The organism is Mycobacterium sp. NPDC048908 (genome assembly GCF_043197955.1).
Taxonomy (GTDB): domain Bacteria; phylum Actinomycetota; class Actinomycetes; order Mycobacteriales; family Mycobacteriaceae; genus Mycobacterium.
Map to the genome: position 1 here is coordinate 43,623 of NZ_JBICUE010000018.1, position 22,109 is coordinate 65,731.

Annotated in this window: 19 protein-coding genes; 13 read left to right on the plus strand and 6 right to left on the minus strand. The window is 65.8% G+C overall.

What is annotated here, in order from left to right:
* Positions 1-22: 22 nt before the first annotated feature.
* The 4 genes from ACGFK1_RS29075 to ACGFK1_RS29090 all read left to right on the plus strand — a co-directional run bounded on the left by ACGFK1_RS29075 (position 23) and on the right by ACGFK1_RS29090 (position 5,539).
* On the plus strand, positions 23-793 hold the full coding sequence (locus tag ACGFK1_RS29075) for an SDR family NAD(P)-dependent oxidoreductase (RefSeq protein ID WP_393437899.1): 771 nt from the start codon (positions 23-25) through the stop codon (positions 791-793).
* 1,057 nt (positions 794-1,850) lie between these two features.
* Complete coding sequence (locus ACGFK1_RS29080; protein ID WP_393437902.1) at positions 1,851-2,786, plus strand: hypothetical protein; 936 nt, start codon at positions 1,851-1,853, stop codon at positions 2,784-2,786.
* Positions 2,787-2,798: 12 nt separating this feature from the next.
* Positions 2,799-2,978: a hypothetical protein gene (locus ACGFK1_RS29085; protein WP_393437905.1), complete on the plus strand. Its 180-nt coding sequence runs from the start codon at positions 2,799-2,801 to the stop codon at positions 2,976-2,978.
* Between the two features lie 296 nt (positions 2,979-3,274).
* A complete protein-coding gene (locus ACGFK1_RS29090; protein ID WP_393437907.1) occupies positions 3,275-5,539 on the plus strand; it encodes a prolyl oligopeptidase family serine peptidase in 2,265 nt (754 codons plus the stop codon).
* A 148-nt stretch (positions 5,540-5,687) separates the two neighbouring features.
* Here the strand turns inward: ACGFK1_RS29090 and ACGFK1_RS29095 are convergent, their stop codons facing one another.
* Complete coding sequence (locus ACGFK1_RS29095) at positions 5,688-5,981, minus strand: ANTAR domain-containing protein (RefSeq protein ID WP_393437910.1); 294 nt, start codon at positions 5,979-5,981, stop codon at positions 5,688-5,690.
* A 608-nt stretch (positions 5,982-6,589) separates the two neighbouring features.
* On the opposite strand from ACGFK1_RS29095, the gene ACGFK1_RS29100 reads away from it, so the two are divergent.
* The 3 genes from ACGFK1_RS29100 to ACGFK1_RS29110 all read left to right on the plus strand — a co-directional run bounded on the left by ACGFK1_RS29100 (position 6,590) and on the right by ACGFK1_RS29110 (position 10,721).
* A complete protein-coding gene (locus ACGFK1_RS29100; RefSeq protein WP_393437913.1) occupies positions 6,590-7,210 on the plus strand; it encodes an antibiotic biosynthesis monooxygenase in 621 nt (206 codons plus the stop codon).
* A gap of 28 nt (positions 7,211-7,238) precedes the next feature.
* Positions 7,239-7,985, plus strand: coding sequence for a Mut7-C RNAse domain-containing protein (locus ACGFK1_RS29105; protein ID WP_393438028.1), 747 nt, complete (start codon positions 7,239-7,241; stop codon positions 7,983-7,985).
* Positions 7,986-8,789: 804 nt separating this feature from the next.
* Positions 8,790-10,721: a serine/threonine-protein kinase gene (locus tag ACGFK1_RS29110; protein WP_393437916.1), complete on the plus strand. Its 1,932-nt coding sequence runs from the start codon at positions 8,790-8,792 to the stop codon at positions 10,719-10,721.
* 216 nt (positions 10,722-10,937) lie between these two features.
* On the opposite strand, the gene ACGFK1_RS29115 is transcribed toward ACGFK1_RS29110, so the two are convergent.
* Together ACGFK1_RS29115 and ACGFK1_RS29120 are read right to left on the minus strand one after the other, a co-directional pair.
* Positions 10,938-11,267 carry a hypothetical protein gene (locus ACGFK1_RS29115; protein ID WP_393437918.1) on the minus strand — a complete coding sequence of 110 codons (330 nt, stop codon included), beginning with the start codon at positions 11,265-11,267 and terminating at the stop codon, positions 10,938-10,940.
* Between the two features lie 156 nt (positions 11,268-11,423).
* Entirely contained in the window at positions 11,424-11,948 is a 525-nt protein-coding gene (locus tag ACGFK1_RS29120) for an excalibur calcium-binding domain-containing protein (RefSeq protein WP_393437921.1), read from the minus strand.
* Positions 11,949-12,186: 238 nt separating this feature from the next.
* Between ACGFK1_RS29120 and ACGFK1_RS29125 the strand changes: the two genes are divergently transcribed.
* Entirely contained in the window at positions 12,187-12,339 is a 153-nt protein-coding gene (locus tag ACGFK1_RS29125) for a hypothetical protein (RefSeq protein ID WP_393437924.1), read from the plus strand.
* Between the two features lie 70 nt (positions 12,340-12,409).
* Positions 12,410-12,871 (plus strand): SRPBCC family protein, encoded by a 462-nt coding sequence (locus ACGFK1_RS29130; RefSeq protein WP_393437926.1) that lies wholly within the window; start codon positions 12,410-12,412, stop codon positions 12,869-12,871.
* A 3-nt stretch (positions 12,872-12,874) separates the two neighbouring features.
* Here the strand turns inward: ACGFK1_RS29130 and ACGFK1_RS29135 are convergent, their stop codons facing one another.
* Together ACGFK1_RS29135 and ACGFK1_RS29140 are read right to left on the minus strand one after the other, a co-directional pair.
* Positions 12,875-14,077 (minus strand): FAD-dependent oxidoreductase, encoded by a 1,203-nt coding sequence (locus ACGFK1_RS29135; RefSeq protein ID WP_393437929.1) that lies wholly within the window; start codon positions 14,075-14,077, stop codon positions 12,875-12,877.
* 75 nt (positions 14,078-14,152) lie between these two features.
* Complete coding sequence (locus ACGFK1_RS29140) at positions 14,153-15,934, minus strand: hypothetical protein (RefSeq protein ID WP_393437932.1); 1,782 nt, start codon at positions 15,932-15,934, stop codon at positions 14,153-14,155.
* Positions 15,935-16,044: 110 nt separating this feature from the next.
* Between ACGFK1_RS29140 and ACGFK1_RS29145 the strand changes: the two genes are divergently transcribed.
* The 3 genes from ACGFK1_RS29145 to ACGFK1_RS29155 all read left to right on the plus strand — a co-directional run bounded on the left by ACGFK1_RS29145 (position 16,045) and on the right by ACGFK1_RS29155 (position 19,078).
* Positions 16,045-17,679, plus strand: a complete 1,635-nt coding sequence (locus ACGFK1_RS29145) for a hypothetical protein (RefSeq protein ID WP_393437934.1) — start codon at positions 16,045-16,047, stop codon at positions 17,677-17,679.
* A 280-nt stretch (positions 17,680-17,959) separates the two neighbouring features.
* Positions 17,960-18,652 carry a DUF4352 domain-containing protein gene (locus tag ACGFK1_RS29150; protein ID WP_393437937.1) on the plus strand — a complete coding sequence of 231 codons (693 nt, stop codon included), beginning with the start codon at positions 17,960-17,962 and terminating at the stop codon, positions 18,650-18,652.
* A 27-nt stretch (positions 18,653-18,679) separates the two neighbouring features.
* Positions 18,680-19,078, plus strand: coding sequence for a hypothetical protein (locus ACGFK1_RS29155; RefSeq protein ID WP_393437940.1), 399 nt, complete (start codon positions 18,680-18,682; stop codon positions 19,076-19,078).
* A gap of 2 nt (positions 19,079-19,080) precedes the next feature.
* Here the strand turns inward: ACGFK1_RS29155 and ACGFK1_RS29160 are convergent, their stop codons facing one another.
* The gene (locus ACGFK1_RS29160) at positions 19,081-19,284 is read right to left on the minus strand and encodes a DUF3072 domain-containing protein (RefSeq protein WP_393437943.1); all 204 of its coding nucleotides are present in this window, start codon (positions 19,282-19,284) and stop codon (positions 19,081-19,083) included.
* A gap of 166 nt (positions 19,285-19,450) precedes the next feature.
* Here ACGFK1_RS29160 and ACGFK1_RS29165 point away from each other — a divergent pair, with 166 nt between their 5' ends.
* On the plus strand, positions 19,451-22,108 hold the full coding sequence (locus ACGFK1_RS29165) for an ATP-binding protein (RefSeq protein ID WP_393437945.1): 2,658 nt from the start codon (positions 19,451-19,453) through the stop codon (positions 22,106-22,108).
* The last annotated feature ends 1 nt before the right edge of the window (position 22,109 follow it).

Sequence of the window (22,109 nt, forward strand, 5' to 3'; positions counted from 1 at the left end):
CATCCGGGATAGGTTTAGACGCGTGGCGCGCTTCGGGGACCGGGTGGCGATCGTGACCGGCGCCGGAGCGCCCGGCGGCATCGGTGCGGCGGTGGCACGTGCGCTCGTCGCGGAGGGCGCCCGGGTGGTGCTGGGCGCCACCTCCGAGCGCGTGCATCAGCGGGCCGCAGAACTCGGCGACGCCGCCGTCGGGGTGATCGCCGACCTCAGCGTCGACGGGGCCGCCGACTCTCTGGTGCGCGCCGCGCTGGACCGGTGGGGTCGTGTTGACGTGCTCGTGAACATCGCCGGCATGACCTCGGTGTCATCGGGTTGGGACACCAACGACGATGTCGCGGAAATGTCGCTGGCAGCGTGGGATGCGGCGCTGTCCCGCAACCTGACGACGGCGTTTCTCATGTGCCGGGCGGTGGTGCCCCTGATGACAGCGGCCGGGTACGGGCGAATCGTCTCCATCGGGTCGACCACGGGCACGGTCAACGCGATGCCGGGGCAGTCGACCTACACCGCGGCGAAAGCCGGCCTGGTGGGCTTGTCGCGGGCGCTGGCCCTGGAGGTTGTCGGCGACGGAGTCACCGTGAACGTCGTTGCGCCCGGCTACATTGCCACCGATTCACAGTTACCGTTCGAAGCCGCCGCCGCGACTGCGGGACCGATCGGGCGTAGTGGCACGCCGGCGGAGATCGCCGCCTGCGTGCTCTTTCTCGCCCACGAGACAGCCTCGTTCGTCACCGGAACGGTGGTCGTCGCCGACGGCGGCCATGGTCTGCCGGAGACTTGGCCACGGCCCTGATGGTCCCACGCGATTCCGCGCACGCGCTCAAGCGAGCGCTGGTCGGCACGACGCGTTGGGTGCCGCGCGCTCGCGGCAAGTGACCGGATGGTCTCCCCCTCGTCTGACGGTGGTGGCCGCAGCGGCTCCGGCCAGCACTGAGCCCATGGCTCCGTTCGGGGCAGAATGGAAGCCTTCTTGAACACGATGGAGGCCTGTTCCTCCAAATTGCGGTGCACGCCGCGGGGCGCATTCATTACACGCAATCGCATACGTTTTGCTTCACTAAAGAGATTGCTGTGTTATTGACGCTCTCCTTGTCGCAGTTTGCGGTGGCAGTTGGTGGCAACCACACGTGAAGAACCTGGGACGACGAACCGCATTCTCCGCCACCGAGCCGGCCGACGCCTACGATGCAGCGCATGAAACTCCAAGCATTCGGGTGAGTCCCAAAGACGGTTACCCGTGCGAAGCCCACTACAACGGCAAGTTACCGATGGATTCAGTGCCGATGACCGCAAACACTTCCAGCAGAAGTCATTGTCTCTCAATCTAATTCGTTGTTGTCGTCGCTACCGAGCCCCCGCTCGACATCACTTCTTTGGTGCCGCGCAACAGGAATACATCTGCTCGCACCGCCGCTCACTGCGAGGGTGGGCTACCCGCCAGTGGTGCTCCAACCAGGGCATGTCCGATAAATCGGCGGCGGAACTTATGAACGGTGAACGGCTCGATACGATGAAAAGTCGTCCTAATAATATGCCGGTCAGTGCCATTGCCGCGGCTATTGCACCCGCGGTTCGATGGCGTTGCGTCCGCGGTAATCTGCGGCATCGCAACATGGATCCTCATCCGCCGCGGGTGATTGCATCCGCGCCGCTGCAGGATCGGTCTTCGGCAAATCGCACTTCATCCGTCTGCCAAAGCCTTGCGACACAACGCACTTCGTTTGACACGGCAACGACGAAGCGATCTCGCAATGCGCCGGACCCGCGGTGGATGGGATGCGATACTGATACGAAGCCGGGGACCGAGGGGCCAATTACACACCGGCGTGGGGTGAGGCGCTATGGGGCGGGTGGATACACATCTCGCAGCGTGCGCGATCGCCGTTGCGTTGTTGACAGGTGCCAGCAGCGCGGTGTCCGCCGCCGATACCGGCGACTCGACAGGAAGCGGAAGTACCAAAAGCAGCGATTCGGCGCCCGGCACCGGCGAATCCGCCGACCACACTAAGGCCCGCACTCATTCCCGCGGTACTTACTCCGGCGGTGCGAATGCGAACACCGCCGCCGATCAACCCGGCAGCACCGCCCAGGAAGGGACCGGCGACGCGGCAGGGTCCGGCGGTGTGAAAGGCGGCAAAAAGAAACCTGTCGACGACAATTCCGGCACAGACAACGGTCCAGGCGGCCGGACCATTACCAGGGCGCCGACGCTGCTTCCCGAAGCTCCGCCTCCCGTCGACCTCGCCCCCCGCCCCGAAGAGGTACCCCCGCCTCCCCTAGCGCCCCTGCCACCTCCCATCGACCAACCCCCCGGCGTGCCCGATGTGCCCGGACCGGTGGACTCGACGACGGTCGGAGCCAGTGCCGCCCTTCCCCGCGGGAACGCACCGCCAGTACTGACCGCCCCGGTCATGGTCGCGCCTGTACCGGCTATGCCCGGACCCATCCTCGGCGCGCCGATCGCACCGCCGGCGACATTCGGTGGTCCGGCATTCACGTCATCGTCGCGGTGGTCCGGTGAACCGGCGTCACCGATACGTCAAGCATCGACGAGTGAGCCGCTACCCACAAACGTCGGCTTGACCGCCCGCGGACAAACGTCCAAAGAGGCCGGCTATCCCAGCGAGTACCTGCGCAGCCCTCGGCTGTCAGATTTGGCCGTAGGTGCGCTGCCGGGCGTCGTCGGCATGCTGATCATGACCGCCGGCGGCGTCTGCCTTGGCTACCGCCAGGCCATGGCGGGTCAACTGCTGCGACCCCAAGGCGTTGACCGCTTCCTGGCCTAGTGCAACCCGTAGGTGACCGCCACGGCCCAGGGTGAGTTCATCGTCATCGCGCCTGGCCGCGAGTACGGCGCGTCAAGCGAGGCGGCCATGTGGATGAACGCCGGCGGCAACCCGATGGGCGACCACAACCCCGGAAACTGGATTCAAAGCTGGCGTCCGACGTACTGCAGGCGACGAGTCCGGCCGAGCTGAAGTTGCACGACGCGGTGTTGTCGGGCGGCGTCTCTGTCCCCCTCGCGTAATGGCACGGTCGGCGCTCTCAAATAGTTGCACCGAATGTATTGTGGCTCGCCGCATCACTTCGTGGCGAGCACGTAGTCGCGAAACGGGGTGAGCAGCCTGCGTCGCGACGATGACGGTCGGTGCTTGTCATCGACAGCGCAACGGCGTCGCTATTGATCCAGGATCGTTGCTTGCAAACGCAATGTGCCGCTGGCTCTTTCAGCACCAAACACCGACCGGGTCGGGCCGTGCGCGTACGTTGGGTCGTGTCACTGTTGAACCTTGCGCTTCTTCCGGTTCATGTCGCGCGCCGAGTCGCCGATGCAATGCTGGATGCCGTCACGACACCACCGAGTCCCGAGCCTGTCGTGGTCGGCGGTATGCCCGAGGGGGTGCCTCCTGCGGCGCTGCGGCCCGAACCAAAGCTTCCCGCGCCTGCCGGATGGCCGTTCGGTGAGGAGTTCCCGCGCACATGCGGCACCGGCCGCTTCGCCGGGGGCGCTGTGTTCTGGACCGACTTCCTCTACGACGACCACGGCGCAACGGGTTTCCCCGTCGACGCCGTGATCGCTGGGCTGGAGCTGTCGCGCGGCACGTACATCTATCCGGACGGAGCCGCGGCCCATAACGGCGCCGACATCTTCCGGGTCGGAATCGGGCTCACCGAGTCCCACACCTGGTGGCGGATCGACTGGAACACCCTGATTGACGCTTCGGTGCCTGTCGGGCTGTTCACATTCGACACCGGCCCTGACCGAGCCGGCACCGGCGATTGGCCAGCGGGGGCCGGAGTCCGCTCCGCAGGAATCGACTTGGCGCTGCTCGTCTCCGGGGCCGGCGCGAAGCTGATCGACCTCGCGGCCCAGGCAACGACTCCCGTCGAGCACACCGTCGACATGGCTGCGCGGTCCTTCATGGCCCGGATTCCGCGTTCTCTGTTCGAACCGACCGGCACGTGGACGGTACGGCTGGCCGCTGGACTGGCCAACGCCGCCGGGGACGGGTTCGCCGACGTCCCGGCCACCCACGGCGCGAAGCCGGGGCAACCCAACGTTTACAACGTGGCTTTCCGCACCGACGAGCAGGAGCCGGAGCGGCTGAACTTCTGGGCGGACAATGCCCAGGCGGCCGCGCTCACCGACGGCGACGTGTCGCAGTTCTCGCTGGCCGTGCCGTGGGACGAGCTTGCTGAGCGCAAAACCACCGCCGAGCCGATCATCACCGGCACGTCGACGCGTTGGTATGTGTCCTCAGTCGAGTTGGGCCAGGGCGTCGAGAAGACGAACGTCCTGAGCACCAAGCCGCAGTTCCTCGGCCGGGTACAGCCGTACTCGGTGTGCCTGCCGGCGACGTACGCGTCCGGGCGCAAGCTGCCGCTGACCCTACTGCTGCACTCACTTGCGTTGGGGCAGAATCAGTTTGCAGCGATCGACCCGCGGCTGCTGCACCAGGTTTGCGATGGGCGCAACTCGGTGGTGGTGACGCCGCTGGCCCGCGGACCAGCGTGTTGGTACTTCGACGAGGGTGAGCTCGACGTCTGGGAAGTCTGGGCACGGGTGACGGAGCAGATCGGCACCGACCCGAATCGCACTGTGATTGCCGGATATTCGATGGGTGGCTACGGAACGTACAAGTTGAGCCTGACCTATCCAGAGGTTTTTTCGCAGGCGGTCGTGCTGGCGGGACCGCCGGTGTGTGGCGTTCGGCTACTGCCCGACATCGAAATCCCGGCCGACCCCGATCCCGATTCACATTGTGCCCGCGAGGGTGACACGTTGCGGCTACTCGTCAACGCCCGGTGGCTTCCGTTCGTGATCGCGCACGGGTTGTTGGATGCGCTCGTCCCGTTCTTGGGCGTGCTCCAGCAGGTGCTCGATATCGACCGGCTGGGCTACCGCTATCGGTTCACCGTCTACCCGAGCGAGAACCACTTGTCGTTCGCGCTGAAGGACAAATTCGACGATCCCGTGTCGCACATGGGCACCGGTCTGCGCCAAGGCGATCCGGGCCACATCACGTTCGCGTGGTACCCGCAGCTCGTTCGACCGGATCTGGGTATCGGCCCGCACCGGGCCTGGTGGATATCGGATCTGAGGGCCGCTGCGCGTGTCACGGCAACCCGCGGGGCCGTCGCCGAGGTCGACGCACGGTCCTACGCACGGCCGGACCGGAACCGGACGATCCGGCGCCGTGGGGGCGTCATCCTGGATCTGGACCCGTCGCCGGGGCTGTTCAGAGAGCTCATATGGCTGCTGGGTGGGCCCCCCGACACCCTTCCGAGCCTGACGCTGAAGCTCGTTGGAGTCGCGGGATTCACGGTTGACGTCGCGCGAGCGGGCCTGGCTGCGCTGCCCCGGTCGACGATCGCCGTGGCGACCGACACGGCCGTGGAGATCGAGCTCGCGGCGTTGCCGCCCGGGATCACGGTGCGGCTGGACGACAACCCGACGGATTCCACAGTGTCCGTGCCTCCGGGCAGGCACAGGATCACGCTCGCTGCCGAAGGCGAGCAACCGCGGTGGTTCATGTGAGCGAGAGAACGACGGTCGACGGCAGAGGGGGCGGGGCGCGACCGTAGGAAGTCGGGACTAGTGCTGCGGTGCGCATTGCCGCCCGAGACGAAGTAAGGGGAGGGAACCGCTGTGGACCAACGCGCTGGTTCAGTCCATCACGTGGTCTTCAGCGGCCACGCACGGGAGAGAGGCTGAAAAGGTCACCCCACTCGCGGCGGGCGGCACACTGAGCCGTGTGAGAGCCTTGCCGCGGTCTTGTTTCACCGTTGGCCAGCTCGACGAGCGCCCATGCAACCGTGAAGACGGGGATGCCGTGGCGCTGCGCGGCGCTGAGCAGCTCGTCGAACGCGGCACCAGTTGAACATCGACGAAGGCCCATAAGAATGCCCTCGGCCGTATCGACGATGCGCCTGGCCTGCGGATCAAACGAGTTGTGGGCCGGAACCCAGTCTGGCTTCACGTGATGTCCCTTCTCAAGAGCCACGCCGAGGGCGCATCGTCACCCTTTTGACCCCACCATTCGGGCACAGGCAGCGCGGTGCTCTCCTAGCACGTTTGGCAATGATTTGCGCTCCACCGTCCACAGGGCTAGACCACGAAAGGCATTGGTACCAACCCGTGATTGCCTCGGTACGAATCCGCATTCATTCCGTTGCGGGTTACCAAGGCGACCGAACCTGCGTCGTGCAGCCACGGCTCGCGCGAATGCGGCAGCAGCGGCTCGACGCAAAGCTGGTACTCGACCGACGGCGCGCAGCGCCGCGACGTCCACTCCGCCGACGATCGCGCACCCTCCGATTGACCCGAGCACGATGAATCGACCGTCGAACAAGTCGAAGTCGACCGGCCCCGACGTGATCGATGTATTCCCATAGCCGGTACCGCACGCCCACAAAGCAGAGACACGCAACGCAACTCGTCGGCCACCGCACGACCTCGACCCTGAAGTACGTATTATTCCGGCGTGCAGCGGGTTTCAACCCATTGCCATGCCTTGCCGGTGAGAGGACGATGAAGTGGTCCGGCGGCGCCGTCGAGACGCTGCCCCACATACAACGGAGGCAGACCATGTACGCACGAAGCACCACAATCCAGGCGCAGCCCTCATCCATCGACGCCGGTATTGCGCACATGCGCGATAGCGTGATGCCCGCGCTCGAGGGTATCCCCGGGTGCGTCGGCATGTCCTTGATGGTCGACCGCACGTCGGGTCGCTGCATTGCCACCAGCTCCTGGGACTCCGAGGACGCGATGCGGGCGAGCGCAGAGACCGTTGGGCCGATTCGTGACGAGGCCGCGCAACTCTTCGGGGGCAGCGCGGAGATCGAAGAATGGGAGGTTGCCGCCATGCACCGCGAGCACCGCGCGGGTGACGGCTGCTGTGTCCGAGCCACCTGGGTCAAGGTCGATCCAGATCAAATCGACCGAGGGATCGAGTTCTTCAAAACGACGATCCTGCCCAAGATCGAGGAGCTCGGGGGATTCTGCAGTGCCAGCCTGCTCGTCGACCGAGCGTCCGGTCGTGGCGTGACCGCGGCGACCTTCGACAACGCCGAAGCGCTCGAGCGGAACAAGGACGCGTTGGACACGATCAGATCCATGGGCAGCAAGGAAGCCAACGCAGAGATTCTCGACCAGTGCGACTTCGACTTGGCCGTCGCACACCTGCGTGTGCCTGAGATGGCCTGACCGGCGGTCAATGACGTCGTTGCCTTCCATGGCCGGTTACGTGACAGTCCGGGCATACGCCGAACTCAACGACTTCCTGGCACCCGAAGCGCGCGGCCTCACCCTGCGCCGACCCTTCCGCGCACACCAGACAGTCAAAGACGTTCTGGAAGCGACGGGAATTCCGCACACCGAAGTCGACCTCATCCTGGTCAACGGTGATGTCAAGGATTTTGGACACCGTCCAGCGTCCCGCGATCGCATCGCCGCTTACCCGGTGTTCGAGGCCTTCGAGATCGGGTCGACGGCCCGGCTGCGCCCCGCGCCGCTGCGCAATCCGCGCTTCGTCGTCGACGTGAACTTGGGTCGGCTGGCGCGTCTGCTTCGCCTGCTCGGCTTTGACGTGTGGTGGTCCAGTGACGCCGAGGACCAGACATTGGTCGACGTCGGCCTGGCCGAGCAGCGGATCCTGCTGACCCGAGATCGTCCCCTGCTGAAGCGTCGCGCAATCACCCACGGGCTCTTCGTCCACTCTCAGGACGCCGAGGAGCAGACACTCGAGGTCTTGCAGCGCCTGCACCTAAGCCAACGGCTAGCGCCGTTCACCCGTTGCATGAAGTGCAACAACACGCTGGCCACCGTTACCAAGGGCGAGGTGATCGACCGTCTTCAACCGTTGACCCGTAAGTACTTCGAGGACTTCAGCCGTTGCACGGGGTGCGGACAGATCTACTGGGCCGGCTCACACCGTGACAGCTTGGTGCACCTCGTCGACAGACTCCGCGATCAACTCTGAATAAAGGAGTGTGACTCAGGGGACGTAATCGCTGCCATTCCAGTGCAAATCCGACGTCGTGATGGTGCCGGCGGCGCAACCTGGGTTCGCAGTCGTTCTGTGACTGGTGGATCGCGTATTCGCCTTTGTCGTTGGGAGCGAGCAGCTCTGCGTAGTAGTAAGCGTGCTTGCCGATGTAGTGCGTCCCCGACATATCCGGGGCCCAGCCGATGTCCTCGAAACCTTGGGCGTCGGGAATCAGCACGAGCACTCCGTCATACCGGCCCGGGTTATACGTGATGAACACGTTCCCTGTGGCGTCGACGGCGGGATTGGCGAAGCCAAGCTTTCCTCGGTCGTCGATCGGAATCGCCGGTAGGACTCGTCCAGATTCAGTAACCGGCAGAACACACCCGGTGCCCGCCGAGGCGTCACGCAGGAGGAAGACCCGTACCGTGCCGAGCGCCGGATGCTTCAGGTCACTGTGGCCAACAACGTTGCCTTGGCAGCCCGAGTTCGACGGCGGCTCGCTGGGAAGTGCGACCGGAGATATCGGTGCAGCCGAACTGGCCGGCGAGGTAGCAGTTCGACTCGCCCCCCATGGATCCCACACGAACAACAGCGTGCCCAGCGCGACGACGGTGATGACCGCCGCCGCGAAGCCCACAAGCAGTCGCTTCATCGTTCGTCCTTCCGTGCCCGACCCGCAGCCGATTACCGAAGGTTGCGACGAACCCCTTGGTGGATCCTTGCGGCGCAGCTCAACCCAAACTCTGGTAGCCGATCACGCCCACAGACGCCATAGTCGGCCGTTATCGTGAGCCGGTGGAGGGGACGCCTTTCGGCCGTTATCAGCTGATCGAGCTGCTTGGCCAGGGCGGCATGGGCGAGGTGTGGAGGGCCTACGACACCACCATCGACCGCGTCGTGGCGCTGAAGATGCTGCTCCCCCACTTCGCCAAGGATCCCGACTTCGACCGTCGCTTTCGCCGCGAGGCGCGCACCGCGGCACGTCTCGATGATCCCCACGTCGTTCCAATCCACGATGTCGGCGAGATCGACGGTCGCCTTTACGTCACCATGCGGCTCATCGACGGCGCCGACCTCGACACGCTGCTCAAGTCCGGCCCGCTCCCGCCTGCCCGCGCGGTCTACATCATCGAGCAGATCGCCGGCGCACTGCACAGCGCCCACCGCGCCGGCCTGGTACACCGCGACGTCAAACCGTCCAATATTCTGTTGGCCGACAACGATTTTGCTTACCTCATCGATTTCGGTATCGCCCGGGCCGCCGACGACACCAAGCTGACCTCCGAGGGGTCGACCATCGGCACCTGGGCCTATATGGCCCCCGAACGCTTCCGCACCGGCGACATCGAACCCAGCTCCGACATCTACGCGCTGGCCTGCGTGCTCTATCAATGCCTCACCGGCGAAACACCGTTCCCTGGCTCCACTCTCGAGCAGGTCGCCGTCGGCCACATGGTCGCCCCGCCACCTCGACCATCCCAAACGTCGAACACCGTTCCGCCCGGCTTGGACCGGGTCATCGAAACGGGCCTGGCCAAACAGACCACCGACCGCTACCCCACCGCCATCGAAATGGCAGCTGCCGCACGGCAAGCCATCACCGAGCCGACCGATCAATCACACGCTGCGCCGACGCAAGCCGCGCCGCTGGTCCACAGCAACTGGGCCCAGCCGTCAACGCCTGTGCTCAACTACCCACCAACCTCTCCGCCCGCCGGCATGCCGCCGCCGTGGCCCCCCGCTCAGCCATGGTCAGCGCCACCGCCCCCCAAGCGCTCGTCCCGCACGCCGGTCATCCTGGCCGGCGCGCTCGTCTGCGTCATCGTGCTGATCGCCGGCGGCGTCTTCGCGGCCTTCCAACTCACCCGGGATGACAAGCCAGCGGCCCCACCCGCGACGGCCGCCGTTCCCGAAACCTTCAACGGCACCTACCGCGCTGACCTCGGGCCGGGCATGGATCTCGAAGACAAGCCGGTTGCCAATGCGCCCGCCACGACGGCCACCTGGGCGGTCCGCTCGACATGCGGCGCCAGTGGATGCGTCGCGACGGCCGCCAACATCAACGAAGGCGGCATCGCCCTGGTCTCCAACCTGTCGTTCGATCAATTAGGCGGAACCTGGGTTGCCGTCGGCCTCGCTTCGGCGCAATGCGGTGGGCCCACGCCCGACGAGATCTGGGTGGTCTACTCGTTGAAACCGCAACCCGACGGCACCCTCACCGGCGAGACCGTCCGTGCCTCCACCAACAGCGCCTGCGCCGCAAAGCGAACCGTGAAATACACCCGCACCGGGGACGCCGACCCCAACAAGGTTGCCGATCCCGCGGTGCTGCCTCCGCGGATGGCATCGCCCGCCGACGCGCTACGCGGCCGATACCGCGAGACGACCACCTTCACCAACGGCACTACCGTTCCGCCGAAGACGCTCACCGCCAACACCTACTGTCTGCGGACCGGCGATCGGTGCATGAGCCTGTTTCACGGGACGGACGGCGCCGTCACGCTGATGTTCGCCGATGACAAGTGGACCCGCACCGAGCAGGGCACCACCACCTGCGGCGCCGGCGGCACCGCACAGGTCACGATCGACGCCGAATACCCGCTGCCCGCGGAGATGGGGGACCCGATCGCGGTGCTCACGGGACGCGGCAACCAAGCGGTTGCGGCTGGGGGCGCGTGCACCGGCGGCGGAGAATTCGACGACAGGTTCGAGCGCACCGGCGGCTAGCCACTCGACGGCGCCGGAAGCGACGGCAACAGACTGGTTTTCGGGCAGTTGAAGCTCGACGAGGCGTTCTCCGAAACCCGTGGTCTAGGTGTGCCGTCCGACGTCTGTCTTGGACAGGTAGTCCGTGAGAGTGCTCTCCAGCTGCTCGGGACCATTGCGATTCGGCCACCGGCGGACCCAGGCACATGGCCAACTGGGCCGACAATGGAGAAGCGATCACGGACAGGACTCGGTGTCCTTCTTGACGACGCCGAAGTCAATCTTCGTGCTCTGCGTGATCGCGGCTCCGGGCGCTGGCGTTGAGGTGCACACCACCCAGTTGCGATCGTCGATTTGCATACGCCCTTTGCCGGTGAGATCGGTCGACGAGCTGTACCAGATCGCATCAGAGGTCAACGACTGGATCGTATCCTGTGCGCCTTGAAGGTCTTTTCCGATCAGGTTCGGCATCGTCCACGAGTCGGCCCCCGCTGGTGATGCAGTACCGAACCCGGCAATGACTAACCCCGCGCAGATCATTACCGGCGCTGACACTCTCAGGATCACAGCAAAGTCTCCTTCGTTGAAATAGAAAGAATACGGCCCGTTCAGTCATTCCGCGGCAAGTTGAGAATTTGTTAACACCTTGGTCAGCACGCCGGTATGGGCGGGCTCAGCTATCCGGAGAACAGAGTCAGCGTGGACCTAATCTCTGACGGACATCTACTCGCAAGCGACCCCGTCACCATCCCTGTCGAGGCCGGACCGGTATCCGGGTTCGCCCGCATACAGCGGTGCGGCGCCCGCTGCGCGCGCCTGGGAGCAATTGCTGTAGTAGGCCGACGACGGTGGCGGCGTGTCGACAGGCGCCGCAGGCAGCGGCGCCTCGGCAGTGGCTTCCGGCGGCGGAGCGAGTGGCGCGGGAGCCGGCGGGGCTGCCTGCGCCGTCACCGTGACCGTCGCGGGGGGCGCCACGAACGGCTGCGGCGGCGCCGCGGTGACGGTGACCGTTTGGGTGACCGTCGTCGCGACGGACTTGTTGTCATCACCACTCCGGAGATTTCCGATCAACAACAGCAAGACAAGAAGTCCCACAACGCTTCCGCCGATGACCAGTCCGCGTCGGTTCGCCATGGCACGCGATGGCGGCGACCCCCACTCATGGCCGTTCCAGTACGACCGCCCTCCCGTGCCCCGCGGGTCGGGGTACCATCCCGCTGGCGGCAGCGGAGCGGAATAATTGGTCACGAACGACTCCCTGTAGTTCTTGTGTTGAGTTGCATGGCCAACGGTTATTGACCACCGGGCAAATATACTAGACGGTGTGTTCTGATACGCTAAATCGTCAATTAGCTTGTGTCACAGCAAATCTCGGACTGAAGCCTCGCAACTCGGATGCCGACACAGCGAACCGCGAACGAAGGACCCAGTGCTCGCACCGACCCGAGTGGATGGGCTCCGTCCTCGTATCGGGTAGCCCCGGTTCATGACCAATCGCAGCATGGCCGACGACTCGTCCGAGCAGGTTCCCGGGCCGCAGACCGGCGAGAGTTCGGTACACGACAAAGACACACTTCACGACGAACACGGCGGGCCGAGCGACACGACCGGACTCGCCCGAAACGCCTCCTCCGACTGACGCGCCGCCACAGGATTGGGCGGCCGTGGTGTGGGTACCGGATGCGCAGGCCTAATGAAAAGGAGTGATCATGAGCACGCATACTGCGTCGGTCGACGTCAACCGCCCCATCCGGATGGTCTACGACCAATGGACCCAATTCGAGTCCTTCCCCGAGTTCATGGAAGGCGTCGAGCGCATCGAGCAACGCGACGACACGCACCTGCACTGGGTGATCAAGGTCGGCGGCGTCGAGCGTGAGTTCGATGCCACCGTCACCGAGCAGCACCCCGAAGAGCGGGTCGCCTGGAAGTCCGACAGCGGACCCGACCACGCCGGTGTCGTCACGTTCCACCGCCTCGACGACGAAAAGACGCGAGTGACAACGCAAATGGACGTTGATCCGGAGGGCTTCGTCGAGAACGTCGCAGACAAACTCGGCATCCTCAAGGCCCGCATCAACGGCGATCTCGAACGGTTCAAGAAGTTCATCGAGAGCAAGTCGTCTGAGGCCGGCGCCTGGCGCGGCGACGTCCCCCGTCCTGACGCGTAAGCCTCAGAGCCGTCCCTTGAGGATCAGGTTCCAGTACATCTGCGGCAAGCCGTAGCGGTCGAAGGCCCACGCCGTCCGTCGCGGCTTCAGCGGATCCACGAACGAAGGAAGCGAGGTACTCAGCGCTCCGGTGCGATCGAACTCGCCGAACATCAATTTATGGCTGTCGGTCGCGATCGGCGCCACCGTGTATCCGTCGTATTCCGCGAACCGACCGCCGTTGCGCGCCGCCAACAGATTGTTGACCAAGATCGCCGACTGCTTCCGGATGGCTCCGCCCGACGGGTCCGTCGCGACGCTAGCCGCGTCACCCAACGCCCACACCTTGGGATGCCGGCGATGTCTGAACGACTTCGGGTCGATGTCGGCAAGGCCGTGTTCGGCGGCCGCCAGCCCTGACGACTCGATCCATGTCGGCCCGCGAAACGGCGGCACCAAGTGCAGAAGGTCGTATGCCACCTTCTGATCGGCGCCCTCACGCGTCTTCACCGAGACCTTCTGCTCTGCGGGATGCAACTCGGTGACCGTGCCGTTGAGCACCTCGACGCCGATCTCGCCGAGGTAGCCCCGCAACCGCTCATCGATCGCATCGACGCCCAGCAGGTTCGGCCGGTCGACGATCAACGTGATCTCGATGTCGCCCAGCCGTCCCATTCGGCGCCAATACGCAGCAGCCAAGAACAACGGCTTCAGCGTGGTGCCAGTGCAGCTGACCGGCGGCCGCGGCACCGTGAACACGGCGCGCCCTGCCATCATCGATTCCACCAGCTGCCAGGTCTTCTCGGCGTGATCGAGATAATTGCTCGCAACCGCTGCCGTGTCGAGCGCGGCATACACATCGGGCAGCGCGGTCTCATCCGGCACAAGGCCGGGTGCCATCACGAGGTCGTTGTACAGGCAGGTGCGGCCGCTCTCGCACCGCACGGTCTGCGTGTCGGCGCCCACCGCGACGACGGAGTCTTGCAACCACTCACATCCGTCCGGTGTGACCGACCCCTGCATCCGTTCGGCGTCGCTCTGCGTCGCCTGGCCGCCTCCCACGTACGACAACAGCGGACGATAGGTGTGCACCGCCAGCGGTTCGATGACCGCCACACGCTCGACGCCGCGCCGCAGCAGGCGTCCCGCCACGCTGAGACCGGCGTTGCCCCCACCCACGATCAGGACGTCGAAGGCGTCCTGGCTGGGTTCGGCTATCCCTCCCATGTTTGGGAGTTACCCGCTCCGACGCCTGTCAACCTCAACTGGCCTGGCGGAACGGATGCCGGAGGGTTGAGGACCCTAGGGCGACGCGGGCACCGTCGTCACCGGTGCCGAACCCCCGCTGCCGCTTGACGATCCACCGCTGCTCGACGACCCACCGCCGCTAGACGACCCGCTACCGCCCGATGGCGCCTCGATCACAGGCGCCGGTGCGGGGGCCGGCGCAACGGGTGCAACGGGCGCTACCGGCGCTACGGGTTCGGGCGCGACGGCCGGCGGCGTGTAGGCGGGCGCTGCCGGTGGGGCTGTGAACGCGGGCGCCTGCGACGCCGGTTCCTGCGTCACCGGCGGAGCCGGCTTCTCGATCACCGGAGGCGGCGACACCGAGGTCGACGTCGGAATGGTGGTGGGCGTTGATGTCGACGTCTCCGTCGATGTCGTCGGCGTCGTCGGCTCAGTGGTCGTGGTTGTCGGCGTCGTCGGCTGAGTGGTCGTTGTCGTCGGCGGCGGCGACGTCACCGTCGTGGTGAACGTCGGCGGCGGCGGGAACGGGAAGAACGGCGGCGGGAAGGGAATCACCGGCGGGATCGGAATCACGGGCGCTCCCGGCACCGGCGCAGGCGCGGGACCAACCGGCGGAGCCTGAGGCGCGGGAGCAGGCGCTTGCGGCGCCACACTGTTGGGTCCCCGGTTGATCGGCACATTGCGCACCGGAGGCGCGGCCGGCGCCGGCGACACCGCGGCCACCGGCAACGCCACCGGATCCGGCTCATGTGGCACCTGCGGCAGGAACCGTCCCGGCACCGTCTCCGCCTGCTGGGTCGCCGGAACCGCCTGCTGCGCCGACACGTCGGCCACCGGCCGGATGTTGACCGCCACGGTCACCGCCAACGTCGCGAAGCTCGCGACCACGAACGCCAGCGCGCTGCCCATCAACATCGACTTGCGCGCCGGCGGCTCGATGAGCGCCGTATACGCCTCTTCGTCCTCGATTTCCGGAACGAATTCCTCGAGCGAGTCGTAGGGCAGCTCGTACTCCGCCGGCTCCTCTTCCGAGTACGCCAACTGCGGCCCCACCACCGCGTCACCAGCCGTGGGCGCCACCTGCGTCGCGTCACCCACCGCGGGCGCCATCTGCGTCGCCTCACTCGCCGCGGGCGCCATCAACGTCGCCTCACTGACCGCCGACGCCATCAACGTCGCGTCCGCAGCAGCCGGCGCCATCATCGTCGCCGCGCCCGCCGAGTAGCCGGACATCTCGGCCGTCTGGGCCGCACCGCGCGCGATTGCGAAGCCCGCGTCCGCAGGCACCTCGACCGGCGCCGTCGAATGCAGTTCTGCCGCAATGGAATCCAAGTCCAACCGCTGGCCGACCAGCATGATCCGCGTCGGTGCGCTTGGCACCTTCTGCAGCACCACCGCACACGCGACCGCCGCGCCGGCCACCCCGATCGGCGCCGACGCCAACACCGACGTCGATTCCTCGTCCTCGCCGACCGCCGTCAGCGACACCGTGTTGTCGTCGGCCAGCAACAGCGCCGCGTCCGCACCCGCGCTGCGCGCCAGGGCCGCGGCCGCCTCGGCTTCCGACACCACTTCGACGTTCTGCACGCCCGCGCTCGTGACCGTCTGGCGCAGCGTCTCAGCCTGCGACTCGTCCGGCAGCACCAACCGCGTCGCGGCCATCACGTTGCCGGAGTCGGCCACCGCGCGATACGTGCCGACGATGGTCTCGGCCAGATCGGTCATCGCAGCGTCCGGCAACTCCAACGCGTACTCGTCGAGCACCTGCCCGCCCGCGCCGACCATCGCCAGGCGCGCCACCCGTCCGGTGACCGCCACCCCGACCGCTACGTCCACCGATTCACCCTTTCACAGCCCGGCGACCCGATGCATTGGTTGTATAAGAGAGCAAGAGTCAGCACCCTGAGTGCCGACCCCTCGCGTCACTCCAGAGAGGAAATCGTCCCGTGAGCGACCAGCGTTACGACGCGCCCGCCACCGCCGGCCGGTCGCCCCGCGTGGGATACGTGCCGGTCCGCACCAACCTCGTCCGCGACGGCGCCGCGGTCGCCCTGCTGGTCATCGCGTTGCTGCTGCCCTGGAACCTCGATTTCGGCCTCGGCGTCCCCGGCAGCAACGGCCTGTTCTTCGTCCTTGTCATCTTCGTCACGCTGCTCGCGCTGGCCGCGGCACTCGCCCCCCACCAAGGACCGTTGCGGCTCGCGGCGCCCCAGGCCGATGTCTGGCGCACCGGCCTGATCCGCCTGGTCCTCACGGCTCCCTACCTGGTGCTTGCGATCGGCTTCGTCGGCTTCCACGTGCTGCAGACCGTGCGCGACGGCGGAACCGGCTTGACGCCGCCCGGCGTCGGCCCCGGGCTGATCCTCGGCCTCGGCGGCGCCTTGCTCGCGGCGCAACCGCCGGTCAGCAGTACCACCATCGAAGACAACGGCTTTCGCCGTTGGTACGCCGCCGCGCGGGTGCTGGGCGCGGTGTCGATTGCGCTCGCGACGCTGTCAGTGGCCTTCAACTTGTACTGGCGGCTGCGCTACCTGTTCGTCACCAACGGCGAGTTCGGCGGCCGCGACGTCGCGGTCATCGTCACGACGCTGCTCTACGGCGCGGTCGCGATGATCGCATTGGTGGTCGCCTCGCGCTGGCTACTCGAGAGGTCGGCGGCCGCCCGCCTGGCCACCACCGCACTGGGCGCCTCCGCGGCGCTGGCCGGCATGCTGGTCTGGGTCCTTCCTGTCGGCCGCGACATCGACGCCTTTCACGGCATCGCCCAGAACACCTCGACTGCCGCGGTTGGCTACGAGGGCTATCTGTTCTGGGCGGCCGCCGCGGCGATCGTCGCCCCGACCACGCTCTACGCCGTCTTCCTGATCAAACCGCCCACCCTGGGCGCCTACCGCTCGGCCGCGCAGAAGTGCCTGACGCTGATCGCGTTCTGGGCGTTCGCCGCGGCCGTGTGCCGCATCGTCGACTTTCTGATCGCACTGTCGCTGGATCTACCCCGCGCTGCCTACGACACCGTGGCGATGACGGTCTTCGACCTGATCACCGGGGTCATCGCCCGCTGGTTGCATGGCCGACTCGGCCGCGGGGAGACCACCGCGACCGTCATCGCCGCCTTCAGCGGCGTGCTGTTCGTCTTCACGGTCGCGAACCTGGCCATCGGCGTCGCGCTTGCGCCGCGGTATGCCGAACCATCGCCGGACGCCATCTACGGCAACAATCTGGCCCAGCAGATCACCAGCACGTTCGACGTCGCTGTCTGCCTGTTGAGCCTGGCAGTGCTGATCGCCATGCTGTTCACCGGACCGCTGGCGGCCTACTTGGTGCGCCGCCGCGAGACCCGCACGCCCGCTGCGCCGCCGCCAGCACGTGAGCCCGAGCCTGAGCCGCAGACCACCGCCGCGCCGACGCTCGGCCAGCCCGTGCCCACCACGGCGATACCGAAAATCGTTCGGCTGAAAGAGGATTCGACGACGGTGCTGTCCGCTCCTGCGACGGAGGAGTTCTCTACGCTGCGCATCCTGCGGCGCAAACCTGACGATGACACCGAGCCGCCCACAACGGCTGTGCGGCCACCCAGGTAGGACCGGCTATGGGGTTCGTCCGGCACACGGTTTCGACCGTTTGACGTGTAAACATACGATTGACATGTTTGCACCCAGCTGCCGCTAGATGGTCCACAGCATGGCGGTGCACACGTGAGGCCGTGACGATCAATGCATCTGGCGCGGGGAACACCAGTAACCCCGGCTAGTGGGCATAGCGTCCCATTTGCTGGATAGTTCCTTAGTGAAACAGCTGCGGCTTGTCGGTGGGCTTGGCTAATCTGCCGCACGGCAAGCATCTCTAACAGGGGGAGGAATCGTGACTACGCCAACGCCACCCGGGTGGTATCCCGATCCATCGGGCTCAGGTCGTCAGATGTATTGGGACGGTCATGGCTGGGCGGCGCCTCAGGCGCCAGTCGCGACGAAGAAGCCCTCCAACGGCGGAAGAGTCGCGTTGATTGTCGTCGGCATCCTCGTACTGCTCTTCGCAATCGGCAAGTGTGCAGGGAGCGACGACAAGTCCTCGGGCTCGTCGAGCTCATCGTCGAGTTCGAGCCGAGCCGCCACGAGCCGTGCCGCCGCGCCCGCACCGGCATCCCCCGTGACTCCCACGGCCGCGCCGGCGGGATCGCCTGTGCGCGATGGGAAGTTCGAGTTCCGCGTGCTGAGCATTACCCGTGCTGCGCAGGCAGGTGACCCGAGCAATCCGTACATGATCGTGAAACCCCAAGGCGAGTTCATCATTCTGACGTTGTCCGTGCAGAACATCGGCGACAAGGCGCAGTCGTACTTCGGCTCGAATCAAAAGCTGATCGACGCCTCGGGCCGCGAGTATGAGGCCAACTCGGAGGCCGACATGTGGATGAACGATGACGCGATCATGAGCAACATCAACCCCGGTAATTCAATTCAGGTCAAAGCAGCCTTCGACGTGCCGCCTGGCACGCAGCCGGTCGAGTTGGAGGTCCACGACTCGATGTTCTCGGGCGGCGCGAAAGTTCAACTCTGACAACATCCCTGACAAAGGAGATTCACAATGCCGTCATGGCGCCCGCTCACCTGGGTCATCCTCGCCGTGCAGGTTTTATTCGTCATCTGGATAGTCGCCGGCACCAACTCGGCGTCCGACAACTGCTCGACGAGCGAGTACTCCGACGCATGCCGAGCCGGCGCCGCAGTCGGTACGGCGATCGGTATCGGGCTGATCATTTTCCTGTGGGCGCTCGTCGACGTCATCTTGGGCGTCATCTGGCTCGTGACGAATAAGGGCAAGCGGACCTGTCCTGCCTGCGGTCGAAACGTCAAGAAGGGACTTCTCACGTGCCCGTCCTGCGCGTTCGACTTTGCGGTGGCGGCTCGAGCCCAGGGCTACGGCGCGGGCCCGCAGGGCCCCTATGCGCCTCCTCCGCCACCACCGCCCCCGGCGGCGCACTGACCTTACCTGCCGCGGCCGGTCTCCTTCTGCAACCGGTCGATGGCCTCTGAGGCCTCCGCTTTGGTCATGTCGTCGGGCACCTCTTGCCTCGCCTCCTGCGCGAGGGTTTGCAAGTAGCTGCGCTGCGGACCGGTCATCGGCTCGTCGCCGGTCACCCACTCCGACGTGTCCTTCTCCGGATTCTGCAGCTGTGTGTCATCAGTCATACGGGTCCTATTTCCCATCGCACGTCTGTTCGAAACCTGATCCTGACACCAAACCCTGGATGTCGGCTGTGCATCACCTGTGGGTGCCGATTGCACAGTCAAACACCATGGCAGATCGGCTCTTTCGGGACTTAACATGACGGCAGCGGAGATCGGGGGTGGGGCCGTGTCTGTTCACGATGCGCGCCGCCCGTCGACAGGGGTGCTGACGTTTCTCTTCACCGATATCGAGGGGTCGACGAGGCGGTGGGAGGCAGACGCCGAAGCGATGCGCACTGCTCTCCAAGCGCACAACCTAACCCTGCGTGACGCGATCGAGGCGCAGGGCGGCGATCTGTTCAACTACACCGGCGACGGCGTGTGCGCGGTATTTCACTCACCACTGCGTGCCATCGGCGCCGCGATCGCCGCCCAACGCGCGCTTGATCTTCCCGTCCGCATGGGCATCGCCACCGGAGAAGCAGAACAGCGGGGAGACGACTACTTCGGCACCGTTCTCAACCGCACCGCCAGGGTGATGGCGGCTGGGCACGGCGGTCAGATCTTGGTCGACGGCGCGACGGCAAGCCTGACCGCTTCTGGTGTCGAGCTGACTGCGCTAGGCCCCAAGCGATTGCGGGATATCGCGAAACCTGTCGAGATATTCCAGGTCGGCGCTCCGGGTCTGCACACCGATTTTCCGCCATTGCGGACGCTCGACCCGACCCCCGGCAACATCCGGCCGCCCGCAACACGCCTTATCGGTCGTGAACCGGAGTTGGCCGACTTGGAGACGGTGCTCAAGGAGCACCGGTTGGTCACTCTGACAGGGGTTGGCGGCGTTGGTAAGACACGGCTGGCGCTGGAGTTGGCGATCCGGGTGATGCACGTGTTCCCCGACGGAGTGTGGTTGATCGAGCTGGCAACCATCAACGATCCCATCGCCGTCCCGGAAGTGGTTGCGGCAACGATGGGCGTGAACAGACAGCCGTCTGTGAGTTTGACCGAGAGTCTGGCGGCGGCTTTGGAAGGTCGCTTGCGTCTGCTGGTTTTCGACAATTGCGAGCACGTGCTCGATGCAGCAGCCAGCACGGTCGAGGCGATCTTCGAAGGTTGCCCGACGGTGAAAATCCTTGCCACCAGCCGGCAGGGGCTGGGAGTCGCCGACGAGCAGCTCTGGCCCATCCGCGCCCTCGAGGTCCGCCCATCAGCGGAGTCGAGCGCCACGACGCTATTCGTCGAGCGTTCCCGAGCCGTGGCGCCCAACCTGGCGTTGAGTGGATCCGATAGCGATGTGGTTGAGATCTGTCGGCGCCTGGACGGACTGCCACTGGCGATCGAGTTGGCAGCGTCGCGGTTGCAGTCCATGACGGTGGCTGAGTTGCGCGATCGCCTCGATCACCGGTTCCGGCTTCTGGTGGGATCTCGGCGCGGTGCGGGCCACCACCAAACCCTGCGCCACGCGGTGCAGTGGTCCTACGATCTGCTGGATGAGGCCGAAAAGCATGTTCTCACAACATGTTCAGTATTCGCGGGCGGATTTGACCTGGCTGGGGCGTGCGCCGTCACAGGCTGCGACGACGACTTCGCCGCTCTCGACCTGCTCGACGCGCTAGTGCGGAAGTCGCTGCTCGGGGCCGGCCATTCTTCGGGTCAGACCCGGTTCTCGATGTTGGAGACAATCCGTCAGTTCGCCGAAGAGCAACTGGCTTCCGCCGGCGCCGCGGCGGCAGCACGCACCGCGCACGCACGCTACTTCGCCGAGCGCGCGCAGGCGGTGCTGGCGATGTGGAACGGGCAGCGCCAGCGTGAAGCGTATTCGTGGCTCACCGAAGAGTTGGCCAATCTGCGCGTCGCGTTCCGCTGGTCGGCCGATCGGCACGACCTCGACACCGCCTCCGCCATCGCCGTTTACGCCACCTTTTTGGGGTTCTGGATCGAGCAGCACGAACCGATCCGGTGGGCCGAAAAACTCATCGGCCCCGCGCGTGCCGTCCAACACCGACGATTGGCGCAGCTGTACCTGATGGCCGGCCGCTACGTTGCCGACGAGGCGCTCGGTTACACCGAATCGGGGCGGTTGGCGATGGACACCGGAGGCTACGATCCCGTTCCCTACGACTTGGAAGCGTGGCTCGGCGGAGCATACCTGTCGAGGGGCAAGCCCGATGGGTATGTCGAATGGTGCCGCAAACTCATGACCCAGCAGTCTGGCCCGCAGCCGTTCACGCAGTCATGCCTGGTAATCGCATTGACCATGGCCGGCTTACATGACGAGGCCGTCGCCAACGCCGACGGCTTGCTGACTTCTGCAGATGCCGTCGACAACCCCGCCATTCAGGCCATGGCGCGGCTGGCGTGGTCCATGGCCAATCGCGACGCCGATCCAGTGACTGCGAATGAAGTCGGTCGTCGCGGGCTCGAGATCGCGCAAAGCAGCGGCAACCAACTGCTGGAATCTCAGCTCGCATTGACACTTTCGAGGCTTGCGGCGCTTCACGGCGATCCGGCCGACGCGTTCGACTACGTCACGGTGGCCATCCGAAACCGCTATGACTCCGGTAACTTCTCCTTGATGCGCAGCCCGCTGGGTGTCCTCGCATCGTTGCTGGACCGGCTTGGACACGCACAACCAGCGGCGGTCATCAGCAAATCCGCCGCAACGCCGCTCACTCAGACGGCGTATCCGGAGATCACCACCGCGATCCGGCATTTGCGTGCCACGCTCGGAGAGCAGGCCTACGAGTCACTTGCCCAGTCCGGCGAGCGCATGACCGACGCGGCCATGGCGGCTTACGCGTTCGAGCAGATCGAGCAGGCCCGCGCACTTCTACCGCGTCCTTGAA

Coding starts and splice junctions, on each gene's coding strand:
- ACGFK1_RS29130 (WP_393437926.1), top strand. CDS start 12,410: ATGAGCACGCATACTGCGTCGGTCGACGTCAACCGCCCCATCCGGATG.
- ACGFK1_RS29160 (WP_393437943.1), bottom strand. CDS start 19,284: ATGACTGATGACACACAGCTGCAGAATCCGGAGAAGGACACGTCGGAG.
- ACGFK1_RS29100 (WP_393437913.1), top strand. CDS start 6,590: ATGTACGCACGAAGCACCACAATCCAGGCGCAGCCCTCATCCATCGAC.
- ACGFK1_RS29155 (WP_393437940.1), top strand. CDS start 18,680: ATGCCGTCATGGCGCCCGCTCACCTGGGTCATCCTCGCCGTGCAGGTT.
- ACGFK1_RS29105 (WP_393438028.1), top strand. CDS start 7,239: ATGGCCGGTTACGTGACAGTCCGGGCATACGCCGAACTCAACGACTTC.
- ACGFK1_RS29125 (WP_393437924.1), top strand. CDS start 12,187: ATGACCAATCGCAGCATGGCCGACGACTCGTCCGAGCAGGTTCCCGGG.
- ACGFK1_RS29135 (WP_393437929.1), bottom strand. CDS start 14,077: ATGGGAGGGATAGCCGAACCCAGCCAGGACGCCTTCGACGTCCTGATC.